This is a genomic window from Mesorhizobium sp. B2-5-4 (assembly GCF_006441095.1).
Lineage (GTDB): Bacteria > Pseudomonadota > Alphaproteobacteria > Rhizobiales > Rhizobiaceae > Mesorhizobium > Mesorhizobium salmacidum.
In genome coordinates this window covers 107,852-120,410 of the sequence record NZ_VFUR01000017.1, presented here as the reverse complement: position 1 = coordinate 120,410, position 12,559 = coordinate 107,852, and the positions used below count along the sequence as shown (strand labels likewise).

The 12,559-nt window shown below is 63.1% G+C and carries 11 protein-coding genes; 7 read left to right on the top strand and 4 right to left on the bottom strand.

Annotation, left to right across the window (positions count from 1 at the left end):
• Positions 1–142: 142 nt before the first annotated feature.
• Positions 143–1,051 carry a LysR substrate-binding domain-containing protein gene (locus FJ492_RS21210; RefSeq protein ID WP_181166713.1) on the bottom strand — a complete coding sequence of 303 codons (909 nt, stop codon included), beginning with the start codon at positions 1,049–1,051 and terminating at the stop codon, positions 143–145.
• Between the two features lie 57 nt (positions 1,052–1,108).
• Between FJ492_RS21210 and FJ492_RS21205 the strand changes: the two genes are divergently transcribed.
• Positions 1,109–1,708, top strand: coding sequence for a LysE family translocator (locus FJ492_RS21205; protein WP_140772086.1), 600 nt, complete (start codon positions 1,109–1,111; stop codon positions 1,706–1,708).
• A gap of 85 nt (positions 1,709–1,793) precedes the next feature.
• Here the strand turns inward: FJ492_RS21205 and FJ492_RS21200 are convergent, their stop codons facing one another.
• A complete protein-coding gene (locus tag FJ492_RS21200) occupies positions 1,794–2,588 on the bottom strand; it encodes an SDR family oxidoreductase (RefSeq protein ID WP_140772084.1) in 795 nt (264 codons plus the stop codon).
• A 184-nt stretch (positions 2,589–2,772) separates the two neighbouring features.
• Here FJ492_RS21200 and FJ492_RS21195 point away from each other — a divergent pair, with 184 nt between their 5' ends.
• Entirely contained in the window at positions 2,773–3,237 is a 465-nt protein-coding gene (locus FJ492_RS21195) for a MarR family winged helix-turn-helix transcriptional regulator (RefSeq protein WP_140772081.1), read from the top strand.
• A gap of 45 nt (positions 3,238–3,282) precedes the next feature.
• Here the strand turns inward: FJ492_RS21195 and FJ492_RS21190 are convergent, their stop codons facing one another.
• Positions 3,283–4,461: an MFS transporter gene (locus tag FJ492_RS21190; protein ID WP_140772079.1), complete on the bottom strand. Its 1,179-nt coding sequence runs from the start codon at positions 4,459–4,461 to the stop codon at positions 3,283–3,285.
• A 194-nt stretch (positions 4,462–4,655) separates the two neighbouring features.
• On the opposite strand from FJ492_RS21190, the gene FJ492_RS21185 reads away from it, so the two are divergent.
• The 5 genes from FJ492_RS21185 to FJ492_RS21165 all read left to right on the top strand — a co-directional run bounded on the left by FJ492_RS21185 (position 4,656) and on the right by FJ492_RS21165 (position 11,815).
• A complete protein-coding gene (locus tag FJ492_RS21185) occupies positions 4,656–5,012 on the top strand; it encodes a helix-turn-helix transcriptional regulator (protein WP_140717205.1) in 357 nt (118 codons plus the stop codon).
• Between the two features lie 68 nt (positions 5,013–5,080).
• Complete coding sequence (locus FJ492_RS21180; RefSeq protein ID WP_140772076.1) at positions 5,081–5,851, top strand: metallophosphoesterase family protein; 771 nt, start codon at positions 5,081–5,083, stop codon at positions 5,849–5,851.
• A gap of 152 nt (positions 5,852–6,003) precedes the next feature.
• On the top strand, positions 6,004–6,783 hold the full coding sequence (locus FJ492_RS21175) for an SH3 domain-containing protein (RefSeq protein WP_140772098.1): 780 nt from the start codon (positions 6,004–6,006) through the stop codon (positions 6,781–6,783).
• A 189-nt stretch (positions 6,784–6,972) separates the two neighbouring features.
• Positions 6,973–10,470: a carbamoyl-phosphate synthase large subunit gene (gene carB / locus FJ492_RS21170; protein ID WP_140772074.1), complete on the top strand. Its 3,498-nt coding sequence runs from the start codon at positions 6,973–6,975 to the stop codon at positions 10,468–10,470.
• A gap of 163 nt (positions 10,471–10,633) precedes the next feature.
• Complete coding sequence (locus tag FJ492_RS21165; protein ID WP_181166712.1) at positions 10,634–11,815, top strand: DUF4062 domain-containing protein; 1,182 nt, start codon at positions 10,634–10,636, stop codon at positions 11,813–11,815.
• Positions 11,816–11,918: 103 nt separating this feature from the next.
• On the opposite strand, the gene FJ492_RS21160 is transcribed toward FJ492_RS21165, so the two are convergent.
• Positions 11,919–12,311: a RidA family protein gene (locus tag FJ492_RS21160; RefSeq protein WP_140772069.1), complete on the bottom strand. Its 393-nt coding sequence runs from the start codon at positions 12,309–12,311 to the stop codon at positions 11,919–11,921.
• Between the last annotated feature and the right edge of the window lie 248 nt (positions 12,312–12,559).

Here is a 12,559-nt window from a genome sequence, read left to right as displayed (position 1 = left end):
AGCCTCCAAAGCAACGAAAATGGCCGCCCTCAATCCTCACAACAAGCCTCCCGCAATATTGCGCAACGGGCCCCTTGTGGGAGAAGGTGGATCGGCGCGTAGCGCCGAGACGGTTGAGGGGTGACCAGCTAGACGCGACTCCTCATGCCGCCTGCAATCGCCGCCCCAGCCCCCCACGGATATGCCGTGCGAACTCCTGCGCCGACGGCCCGACGCCATGCCTCGGCAGATGCAGGTTGATGGCAAAATTCGGCAGCGGCGGCAGGCCGGCGTCGAACGGCAATATGTCGAGATCCGGAGGCACGGTGGAAGCCAGCCATGTGGTGACGGCGAGGTCCGAGCGAACCGTCGCCGTGGTCGCGTCGATGTTGCCGTTCTCGAACACGCTGCGCCATTCCAGCCCATGCTCGTTGAGTGCCGACAGCACCACCGGCCGGAAGGCGCAGGTGTCGGCGACGATCGAGACCGGCAGCGGCCGCTTGGCGCGGGCCGCCCCGCCCCTTGCCCCGACCCAGACCAGCCGGTCGATGGCCAGGCATTCGCCTGACGTCGGACCGACCCGCTCCTCGATCACCGCGAGGTCGATGGTTCCCGCAGCAAGTGCTGCCGCCAGTTCCGGCGAGGAGGCGCAGACCAGCGATATCTCGACCTGCGGATAGGCCTCGGCATAGGTCTTCAGCACCGGCGCCAGCAAGGTGCCGACAAGATCGTAGGGCACGCCGATCCGCACCTGGCCGGCCACCGCGCTCCCCATCATGTCGGTCCAGATCTCGTCATTGAGGCTGAGCAGGCGCCTTGCCTTATCGAACAGCCGCTCACCGGAATGGGTCAGGCGCAGACCGCGCCGGTCGCGTTCGAAAAGGCTGCAGCCGAGCGTTTCTTCCAGCCGCTTGACCTGCTGGCTGACGGCGCCCTGCGTCAGGTGCAGCGCGTTGGCCGCCGCCGTCATGCTGGCCTTATCGGCGACGGTGACGAAGGTGCGCACGAGGCTGGTATCGAGATTGCGGATCATTCCAGCATTATAGAGGCTAATGCTGATCATCGCAAACATTGCATTTACTGATGCAAGCCGGCGTCTACCATGGGGCTTCCGACAAAGGACGTCCCCATGCTCCAGCCTATCTTGCCGCTGATCCTGTTTGCCTTCGTGGCCACTGCCACACCAGGCATCGCGACCACCCTGTCGACCGCTTCAGGCGCGCAGTTCGGCTTTCGCCGCTCGGTCCCGTTGATGATCGGCAGTGCTGCCGGCCTCGCGACCGTGACGGGTGCGGCGGCCGCCGGGCTTGCCGGCCTGCTGCTTGCCATGCCGTCGCTGCAGCTTGCCATGAAGATCGCCGGCTCGCTCTACCTCGTCTGGCTGGCAATCAAGATCGGCCGCGCCGGGCCGCCCAATCTCGAGGTGGCCATGGCCAGGCCCAACAGTTTCCTGGGCGGCGCCGGCATCCAGTGGATGAACCCGAAGGGCTGGGCGATGGGGCTGGGCGCGGCTGCCTCCTTCGCCGCGCTTGCCGACGGGCCGGGCCAACTGGCGCTGCTGCTCGGCTCGACCTTCGGCCTCACCGCCGCCATCTCGCTGTCCGTCTGGTGCATGGCCGGCATGGTGCTGGCACGGCTGCTCAAGACCGAGTGGCAATGGCGCGCGCTCAACATCGTGCTGGCGCTGGTGCTCGCCGCCTCGATCATCCCGATGTGGCGGTCGGCGTAAGGCGCATACCCATTTCCTCTCCCCCGCGTTGCGGGGGCGAGGAACCTAAGTCTTGCAAAGTCGGCGCCAGCCTTCCCGTCCAGCCTCAAGCGGCGTAGCGAGCCGCCGGCTTGTCGGCGTGCAGGCTGCCGTAGAAGGCCTGCCGGGCGCCGAGGAACGTGTCCAGCTTTCCCGTATCGGCAAGCGCCGGCACGGTGACGGCTTCGCCCCGCGCCAGGCCGACAAGGGCGGCATCGACCATATCGTCGGCGGTCATGATGATCTCCTTCGGAAGGGTATCGATATCGCTGCCGGAAAGCTCCCAGAAATCGGTCCGGGTCGCGCCCGGCAGCACCACCTGCACCCTTACCTCGGTATCAGCGACTTCACGCTGCAGAGCTTCAGTGAAGTTGACGACATAGGCCTTGGTGCCGCTGTAGATACCGCCGAACGAGGTGTCGAAGGCCAGCACCGAGGCGATATTGACGATGGCGCCACGGTTGCGCGCCAAAAGCCCGGGCAGCACGGCGCGCGTCAGCCGGGTCAGCGCCACGACGTTGACCTTGATCATGCGCTCGGCGGCGTCGGCATCGGCGATTGCCACCACCGCCTGGCCGCCAAGGCCGGCATTGTTGACCAGCAGCGTCACGGTTTCGTCGGCCGATATCGCCTGCTCGACACGGCGCACATCGTCGTCGTCGGACAGGTCCGCTGCGATCACGCTGACGTTGCGGCTGTAGGCATGGCGCAGCTTCTCAGCGAGCTCCTGCAGCCGGTCGGCACGGCGCGCCACCAGCACAAGGTCATAGCCCTGCCCCGCCAGCCGGTCCGCATAGACTGCGCCGATACCCGATGAAGCGCCGGTGACGACCGCCGTGCCCTTGTTGTCATTCTTGCTCATTGTCACGTTCCTTTTCTTCGCTGTCATTCGGCTTCGATGTGGAAGCCAGGCCTCTTTTGGAATTGCAATTAGTGGCATATGCCGCTTTTAGCGAAATAGGTATATGCCAGTATCTTGTCAACAGCAGCGACCGAAACTATTTTCCGCGGCAGGCTGGCGCATTCTTCGCCGGCGAGGAGTTGACATGACCGAAGTTCAGCAGCCCGGATTTAGCCGCTGCAACAATGCCACGTTGCGGCGCACCGCGCGCAGGCTCGGCCGGTTCTATGACGACGCGCTGGCGCCTTCCGGACTGAAGGGCACGCAGTTCAGCCTGCTCTTCCAGATCAGTGTCGGCAGCGAGCCGGCGATGGGCGCCATTGCCGAGGCGCTGATCATGGACCTTTCGGCGCTCGGCCACACGCTGAAGCCCCTGGTCCGCGACGGCTATGTCGAAACTTTCCCCGACAAGGACGATCGCCGCGTCAAGCGCGTACGGCTGACGCCATCAGGCCATGCCAAGCTCGACGAGGGGATCAAGCTATGGAGCGTCGCCCAACGGCAATTCGAAGCCATGATCGGCGCGGAGCAGGCCGCGAAACTGCGGGCCACACTCGACGAAGTGGCTGCGTTGAAGTTGGAACTGCCCGCGGCCACTCCTTCCAGGTGAAGAAGCGGCCGCGAAAAAACAAGGATTCAAGCCCCGGAGCCGGTCTTATTCCGCGGGCATGGCGACGGACCGGGCAAACATCCGCCCGGCCAGAACGATGCCGAGCCCGATGATCGGGAAGACCGCCGCGATCAGGCCGAGATCGGCCGGCGCGCCGTAGCGCAGCACCGCGCCGCCGACCACCGCGCCAAGCGCCACGCCGAGATAAAGCGCCGAGGCATTGAGCGACAGCACGATCGGGGCCGCGTCGGGTGCGAGCTTGATGATGCGGCTCGCCTGCGCCGGCGGGAAGGCCCAGCCGACGATGCCCCACGGCACCATCATGCCCATCAGCGCCGGTCCGGCGAGGTGATGCGGCAGGAAGGTCGGGATCAGCGAGAAGGTGACGAGCATGGCCGCGCTCAGCGCCAGTGACCAACCGACAGTGCGCGTCGCGCCGAAACGATCGGCTGCCTGGCCCCCGGCAATATTGCCGATGACGGCGCCGACACCAAAGGCGAGCAGCATGCCCGGCAGCGCGATCGGCGACAGCCCGGCGCCTTCAATGGCCAGCGGCGCGATGAAGCTGAACACGGTGAAGGCACCAACGAGGGCAAGCACCGTCGTCACCAGGATCGGCATCACGCCGGGACGCATGGCCGCCGCCAGCCGGCGCTTCAGCGGCAGCCTGGTGCCGATGATGCCGCGCGGCAGCCGGTACCACAGTATGGCGCCGGCGAGCGCGCCAAGGCCGGCAATGGCATAGAAAGTGCCGCGCCAGCCGGCGATGGCCGCGACCAGCGCGCCAAGCGGCGCACCGACAGCGACCGCAACCGTGGTGCCGCCGACGACGACGGCAATGGCGCGGGCCCGGTGATGATCATCGACCAGCGCTACCGCCGTGCCTTGCGCGGTCGCCGCGAACAGACCCGACGACAGCGCCATGATGATGCGTGCGGCGAGCAGCACTTCGAAGGAGGAACTCAAGGCGGCGACGACATTGCCGACGACGAAGAACACCAGCGTCCACAAGATGACGCGGCGCCGGTCCCATTCGCCGGTCAGCGTCGCCAGGATCGGTGTGCCCACGGCATAGGCGAGCGCGAAGGCGGTGATCAGCGAACCGGCGAGCGGCACCGAGATGCCGGCATCCCTGGCGATATCGGGCAGGAGGCTGGAGATGACGAAGCCTTCGGTCGAGATCGCAAACGATCCAAGCGCAAGCCAGAAGATTCTCTTGTCCATGGGAAAGCGTCCTTAGTTCAAAAGTTATTGAACAATTGGACATAAAAGGGCATCATGTCAATGAGCCACGGCAAAATAGCAGAACCATGCTGACAGCACTGTGTCAGGACGGTCATGAAGTGGAGAAACCGTGTGTATGGGCTGAGCAGGATCGACGCGTTGAAATCGGCCCGAACTGCGCTTAGGTTCCAGCCATGAGCTTGCCACACCCCAATGCGGACCAGATCAGCCTGCCCATCGTGCTCGGCGTGCTCGGCGACCCGACGCGGCTCGCCATCGTGCGTTATCTCGCCAGCAAGGAAGGCGTGCCGCTGAACTGCAGCCGCTTTCTCGACCTCGCCTCCAAGACCAACCTCAGCTACCACCTCGCCAAACTGCGCGAGGCTGGAGTCACCCGCACCGAAGTGGTCGGCACAAACCGCATGATCACGCTCCGCCGCGCCGACCTCGACGCCCGTTTCCCCGGCCTGCTCGACAGCGTCATCGCGGCGGCCGCCGACGACGCCGCCCTGCCGGCGGTTGGCGGTCATGATTTGGAAGTGCCGGCCTGAAGCTTTTCCTTTCCCTCGCGAAGCGGGTGAGGGAACCAAGTCCTGCCGCCCATCCACGGAAGCTCCTCATGCGCATCGCCGTTCTCGCCGACATCCACGGCAACGTTCTCGCCCTCGAGGCCGTGCTCGACGATCTCAGGCATCGCGGCGGCGCTGACCTCACCGTCAATCTCGGCGACAGCGTTTCGGGTCCGCTCTGGCCGCGCGAAACGATGGAACGGCTGGAAGCGCTCAAGCTGCCGACGGTGCGTGGCAACCATGACCGCCGCGTCGCCGCCGATCCGGCCGACGAGACCATGTGGGCGTCCGACGTCTATGCGCAGCAGCGATTGACGCCAGCGCAGCGCGATGCACTGTTCGCCCAGCCGTTGATCCTTGAGATCGCACCTGGCGTCATCGCCTTCCATGCCCGCCCCGATCACGACGAGAAATACCTGCTCGACGCGATCGTCGATGGCCAGTTGGTGCGCGCGCCGCTGGCCACGATCCGGTGCCGGCTGAAGGGGCTCGGCCCGGCCTGCCGCATCGCGCTCTGCGGCCACAGCCACCGGGCCGAGTTGATCCGCATTCCCGATGGTCCCGTCATCTTCAACCCGGGCAGCATCGGCTGCCCCGCCTATGACGACGACACGCCGCCGGCGCATGTCTCCGAACAGGGCTCGCCGCATGCGCGCTATGGCATCGTCACCTTGGGCGGCGCCGGTCAGCAGGACCGCTTCGAGATGATCGCGGTGGACTACGACCACGAGGCGGCGGCACGGCAGGCCGAACAGGCGGGACGCCCGGAATGGGCGCACGGGCTGCGCACCGGCTTCATGCCGGAAGCGGCGCGACTGTGATCCGTAAACTTGCACCACCCAGCACCGTGGTTTGCCGTCGTGGTTAGCGTGAATTTTCCGGCTTACATGCCGGCGCGCCGTCCCTTATAAAACCGGCCGGACATGCGGCGAGACCGCCGCGGCATGGTGATTTGAGTACGGCGCACGGCCAAATGATGAGGCGCACAGTTACGCTCCGAAAAAGTTTGCATGCGCTGATTGCCGCTCCGCTGCTGATGGCGGCGTGGCCGTCTGTGGTCCCGGCGCATGCCGAAGAGGCGCCGTTCATCTCCGTCGTCACCGGGCTCGCCCCCGACGACCTGCTCAATATCCGCGCCAAACCGTCGGCGATCGGCAAGACCGAGGCCCGTCTGCCTGCCGGTGCGAGTGTGAGAAACCTCGGCTGCAACGACATTGACGGCCATCCCTGGTGCAAGGTCGAATCCGACAACCCCAAAGCCACCGGATGGGCCCCCGCCCGCTATCTCGTGCCCCTCAATCCGGCGACGGTGCCCGACCAGGCGGCGGACGCCATGGCCGCCGAAGCCGACGCGACGCCCGATGCACCCGACCTGACCGCCCGGCTGGGTAGCGCGAGCCAGCCGGCCAGTCCCGAACCCATGCCAAAATCCGCGGCGGAGATCGCCATGCAGGATGCCTATGGCCTGGCGCTGGCGGCGAATGGAACCCTGCAAATTCCCTGCGCCCGCTACGTTGGACAGCCCATGGCGCCCTGCGCGGCGAGCGTGACGCGCAAGGGCACGGATAAGGCCGACGTGACCGTGACCTGGCCCGATGGCGGCAGCCGCGTCATCTCCTTCGATGCCGGCCTGCCGGCAAGCTCCGACGCCGGCAGCAACTTCCGCTTCACCAGGGAAGGCAACCTCAACATGATCCGCATCGGCGTGGCGGAGCGGTTTGAGATCACGGATACGGTGGTGCTGGGGGATTAGGACGCTTGCGCGAGGGAATGAGGCGCTTGTTTGCTTGGCGCTGTGAACCCTTCACTTTCGGGGTTACATCGGGCAAAACTCTTCCCTATAAGGCCCTCCTAGCCTGATACCAGAATCGCGAGCACAACCGGCCGGGTCTTCCCGTCCCGGTTTTTTGTGCAAGCCCGCTGCCGAACGGAATTCACAGACATGCCAAGACGCACCGACATCAAGTCGATCCTGATCATCGGGGCCGGCCCCATCGTCATTGGCCAGGCCTGCGAGTTCGACTATTCCGGCACCCAGGCCTGCAAGGCGCTGAAGGAAGAGGGTTTTCGCGTCATCCTGGTCAATTCCAACCCGGCCACCATCATGACCGACCCGGAACTGGCCGATGCCACCTATATCGAACCGATCACGCCCGAAGTCGTCGCCAAGATCATCGCCAAGGAGCGGCCCGACGCGCTGCTGCCGACCATGGGCGGCCAGACCGCGCTCAACACCGCCCTGTCGCTGCGCCGCATGGGCGTGCTCGAGCGTTACAATGTCGAGATGATCGGCGCCGACGCGCATGCCATTGACAAGGCCGAGGACCGCGCGCTGTTTCGCGAGGCGATGAAGACGATCGGGTTGGAAACACCGAAGTCGATGCTGGCCAACGCCACCGACGTCAAGAACGCCGACCGCAAGACGCATGAGGCCGAGCGCGCCGCGCTGAAGGCCGAGAAGCCGGACAATCTCGACGCCGAACTCGACGCGCTGGAAACCCGCTGGAACCTCGGCGAAGGCGACCGCAAGCAGCGCTACATCAGCCATGGCATGGCGATCGCGGCACAAGCGCTCGACCATGTCGGCCTGCCCGCCATCATTCGCCCCTCCTTCACCATGGGCGGCACCGGCGGCGGCATCGCCTACAACAGGGCCGAATTCTACGACATCGTCCAGTCCGGCCTCGACGCCTCGCCGACCACCGAAGTGCTGATCGAGGAAAGCGTGCTCGGCTGGAAGGAGTATGAGATGGAGGTCGTCCGCGACAAGGCGGACAACTGCATCATCGTCTGCTCGATCGAGAACATCGACCCGATGGGCGTGCACACGGGCGATAGCATCACCGTCGCCCCTGCGCTGACCTTGACTGACAAGGAATACCAGATGATGCGCAACGCCTCGATCGCGGTGCTGCGCGAGATCGGCGTCGAGACCGGCGGCTCCAACGTGCAGTTCGCCGTCAACCCCGCCGATGGCCGCCTCGTCGTCATCGAGATGAACCCGCGCGTCTCGCGCTCATCCGCGCTCGCCTCCAAGGCGACCGGCTTCCCGATCGCCAAGATCGCCGCCAAGCTCGCCGTCGGCTACACGCTGGACGAGCTGGAGAACGACATCACCGGCGGCGCCACGCCGGCATCGTTCGAGCCGAGCATCGATTATGTCGTCACAAAAATCCCGCGCTTTGCCTTCGAGAAATTCCCCGGCGCCGAGCCGGTGCTGACCACCGCCATGAAGTCGGTCGGCGAAGTCATGGCCATCGGCCGCACTTTTCAGGAATCGCTGCAGAAGGCACTGCGCGGTCTGGAGACCGGCCTCACCGGCCTCGACGAGATCGAGATTCCCGGCCTTGGCCATGCCCTAGGTAACAACCCGGACGACCGCAACGCCATCCGCGCCGCCTTGGGCACCCCGACGCCGGACCGGCTGCGCATGGTGGCGCAAGCAATCCGCATGGGCACGTCGCTCGAAGACGTGCACGCCATGTGCAAGATCGACCCATGGTTCCTCGAACAGATCGCCGGCATCCTCGCCATGGAAGCCCGCATCCGCGAGCACGGCATCCCTCAGGACGCGGTCAACCTGCGCATGCTCAAGGCCATGGGCTTCTCCGACGCCCGCCTCGCGTCGCTGACGAAGACCGACGCCGAAGTCGTTCAGAAGATTCGTGAAAAGCTCGACGTTCATCCAGTTTATAAGCGCATCGATACCTGCGCCGCCGAGTTCGCCTCGCCCACCGCCTACATGTATTCGACCTATGAAGTGCCCTTCGCCGGTACGCTCGCCAACGAGGCGCAGGTGTCGGCGCGGAAAAAGGTCGTCATCCTCGGCGGCGGGCCGAACCGCATCGGCCAGGGCATCGAGTTCGACTATTGCTGCTGCCACGCGGCGTTCGCGCTGCGCGATGCCGGCTATGAAGCGATCATGATCAACTGCAATCCCGAGACCGTGTCGACCGACTACGACACGTCGGACCGGCTCTATTTCGAGCCGCTTACGGCGGAGGACGTGCTGGAGATCCTGCGCGCCGAGCAGGCCTCGGGCGAGCTGGTCGGCGTCATCGTCCAGTTCGGCGGCCAGACGCCGCTGAAGCTGGCGGACGCGCTGGAGAAGGCCGGAATACCGATCCTCGGCACCTCGCCCGACATGATCGATCTCGCCGAAGACCGCGACCGCTTCCAGAAGCTGCTGCACAAGCTCAACCTCAGCCAGCCGAAGAACGGCATCGCCTATTCGGTCGAGCAGGCCCGCCTCGTCGCCGGCGAGCTCGGCTTCCCGCTGGTGGTGCGCCCCTCCTATGTGCTCGGCGGCCGCGCCATGCAGATCATCCATGACGAGGGCATGCTGCAGAATTATCTGCTCGACACCGTGCCCGGCCTGGTGCCGGAGGACATCAAGCAGAAATACCCCAACGACAAGACCGGCCAGATCAACACGCTGCTGGGCAAGAACCCGCTGCTGTTCGACACCTATCTCAGTGGCGCGATCGAGGTCGATGTCGACTGCCTCTGCGACGGCAAGGCGACCTTCGTCTCCGGCATTCTGGAGCACATCGAGGAAGCCGGCATCCATTCGGGCGACTCGGCCTGCTCGCTGCCGGTGCACTCGCTGCCGTCGGACCTCGTCAACGAGTTGGAGCGCCAGACGGCGGCCCTTGCCCGCGCGCTCAATGTCGGCGGGCTGATGAACGTGCAATACGCGATCAAGGACGGGACGGTCTATGTGCTGGAGGTCAACCCGCGCGCGTCGCGCACCGTGCCCTTCGTCGCCAAGACCATCGGGCGCCCGATCGCGAAAATCGCCGCCCGCATCATGGCCGGCGAGACGCTGGAAAACGCCTTCTCCCATTACGGCGCCATGCCCGACCCGCGCAATCCCGGCCACATCGCGGTCAAGGAAGCCGTCTTCCCCTTCGCCCGCTTCCCCGGCGTCGACATATTGCTCGGCCCGGAAATGCGCTCCACGGGCGAGGTCATGGGCCTCGACCGCGACTTCGCGCTGGCCTTCGCCAAGAGCCAGCTCGGCGCCGGCGTCGACCTGCCCCGCTCCGGCACGCTGTTCGTCTCGGTGCGCGACGAGGACAAGAAAGGCATCCTGCCGGCGGTCAAGCGCCTCGCCGGCCTCGGCTTCAAGGTGCTGGCGACGTCAGGCACGCAGCGCTTCCTCGCCGAAAACGGCGTGGTGGCGGAAAAGATCAACAAGGTCCTGGAGGGCCGCCCCCACATCGAAGACGCCATCCGCAACCGCCAGGTCCAGATCGTCTTCAACACGACTGATGGTCAGAAGGCGGTGTCGGACTCCAAATCGCTGCGCCGGGCAACGCTGATGCAGAAGGTGCCGTATTACACGACGCTGTCGGGGGCGGCGGCCGTGGCGGAGGCGATCGCGGCGCTGAAGGCCGGGAGTTTGGAAGTGAGGCCGCTGCAGGAGTATTTTGCGTGAGGGAGCAGATAAGGGGCGGCGCCAGCATCAAAGATGAGGAACTATTCTTGATTTGGCCTGCCTCTACCAGATGCTAGCACCCAATTTCCGCAATCACTCATAAAATACCTGTAAATGATCTATGCTGTCGCGATTCGTCATTCGACAATCGAGGAGCTCGCAATTGGCACGACAAGAACATGTGTTGAGCGTATTCGTAGCGTCGCCCGGCGACGTTAACGAAGAACGAAATAAACTAGAAGAAGTTATTCGAGAGCTAAATATTACGTGGAGCCGCGAGCTTGGCCTACGACTTGACCTAGTACGCTGGGAAACACACGCATATCCTGGGATGGGCCAAGACCCACAGGATGTGATTAATGGCGAGATTCCCGATGACTACGACATCTTCATTGGAATCATGTGGCATCGTTTCGGAACCCCAACTGGAAGATATGGATCTGGAACGATTGAAGAGTTTGAGCGAGCGAGGAAAAGATCTAAAGAAAGTTCGAGTGCTGTTAAAACTATGTTCTATTTTCGGGACAGCCCTCCAATTTCCATGTCCCATATTGACGGAAATGAGCTAGTAAAAATTCAAAACTTTCGCCGCGAACTTGGTCCAGAGGGGACATTGTACTGGCAGTACACCGACATATCGGCTTTTGAAAAATTTTTACGACTTCACCTATCTAGACAAGTTCAAGCGTGGAACTCTCAAGACAAACAGAAAAAACCGACAGAGAACACAGATAAGATAATTACAGAAATCAATGAAGATTATGAATTAGGATATATAGATCTCGCAGATATATTCGAAGAGCAATTTGAATCCATATCGGGGATAGTGGAAAGAATTAGAAGTAATCTCGAAGAATTAACCACGAAAGTAAATCCTCACGCCGCTGAATTTTCCAAATTGGGGCAATTTGGTATAGCAGACCCAAGGATTGCTAGACAGGAGGCCAAGAAGATCATGTCTCGTTTTTCGTTAGACATGAATCAATTTGCAGAAAGGATCGGCGTTGAAATTCCATTATTTAGGGAAAGCATAAACAAGGGGCTAAACGCCTTTATCAAATCAGTAGAGGTATCGATTGACTTCGCGGACAACGAAAAATACGAGGCTCAAATGGCAGATGCACTTGTGTCTGTCGAAGGCATGAACACTGCGATTTCTTCTACCTTGGGTAGCCTGGAGGGATTTCGTAACTCGACGTCCAATTTTCCTAGGATGACGGGGGAAATAAATAGAGCCAAGCGGCAGGTTGTAACTGTATTGGATCATCTAATTTTCGAGCTAAACGCGGGAAATAATCTGGGGCGCGAGGCGGCGGAGGCTATTCGCGATCGGCTACGCCACTGAGACTTGGATACTGGGTCCTCAATTGGGCGTCATTTTCTGCTGGAGGCTGAATATTTTGAAGACCGAAGTGCGGGTATGTGCGTTCCTAGTAGCATCTTAGTCCTCACGCCACAGCCACGCACTCAATCTCAATGTCAAACTCCATCGGCCAAGACGCCACCGGCACGAAACTCCGGGCTGGCGGGTTGACGCTGAAATACCGGGCATAGACCCGGTTGATGGCGTTGTAGAAGCCGGAGTTGACGGCGTAGATGCGCACCATCACCACGTTTTCCAGCGAGGTGGCGGCCGCTTCCAGGCAGTGTTTCAGCGCTTTCAGCGACGCGTCTGTCTGGACCTCGATGTCGCCGCGCACCATCTCGCCGGTCATCATGTCCACCGGCGGCGTCGCCGAGATGAACACGAAGCCATTGGCCCGCACCGCCGTCGAACAGGGCAGGCCGAGCGCCCGCACCTTGTCCGACATGACGGGCACTTCGATTATTTCTTTTTTCATGGTGGTGCTCCCTTGTTGGCCAAGCTGGCGCCAAGGCCCCCTCACCCAGCCTCCGCTTCGCTCGGCTTCCGGGCGAGCCGCTTGTCTCGCCCGTCCTTCGGACCCCCGAGGGGAGAGGAGATTACGAGCGCCAGCGCCAGTCTCTTCTCCCCTGCAGGGGAGAAGGTGGGCGCGAAGCGGCCGGATGAGGGGGCTTGCGCCGACTCCTGCGGTTATAGCCAGCTTATCCCGACACGGGCGGAACGCCA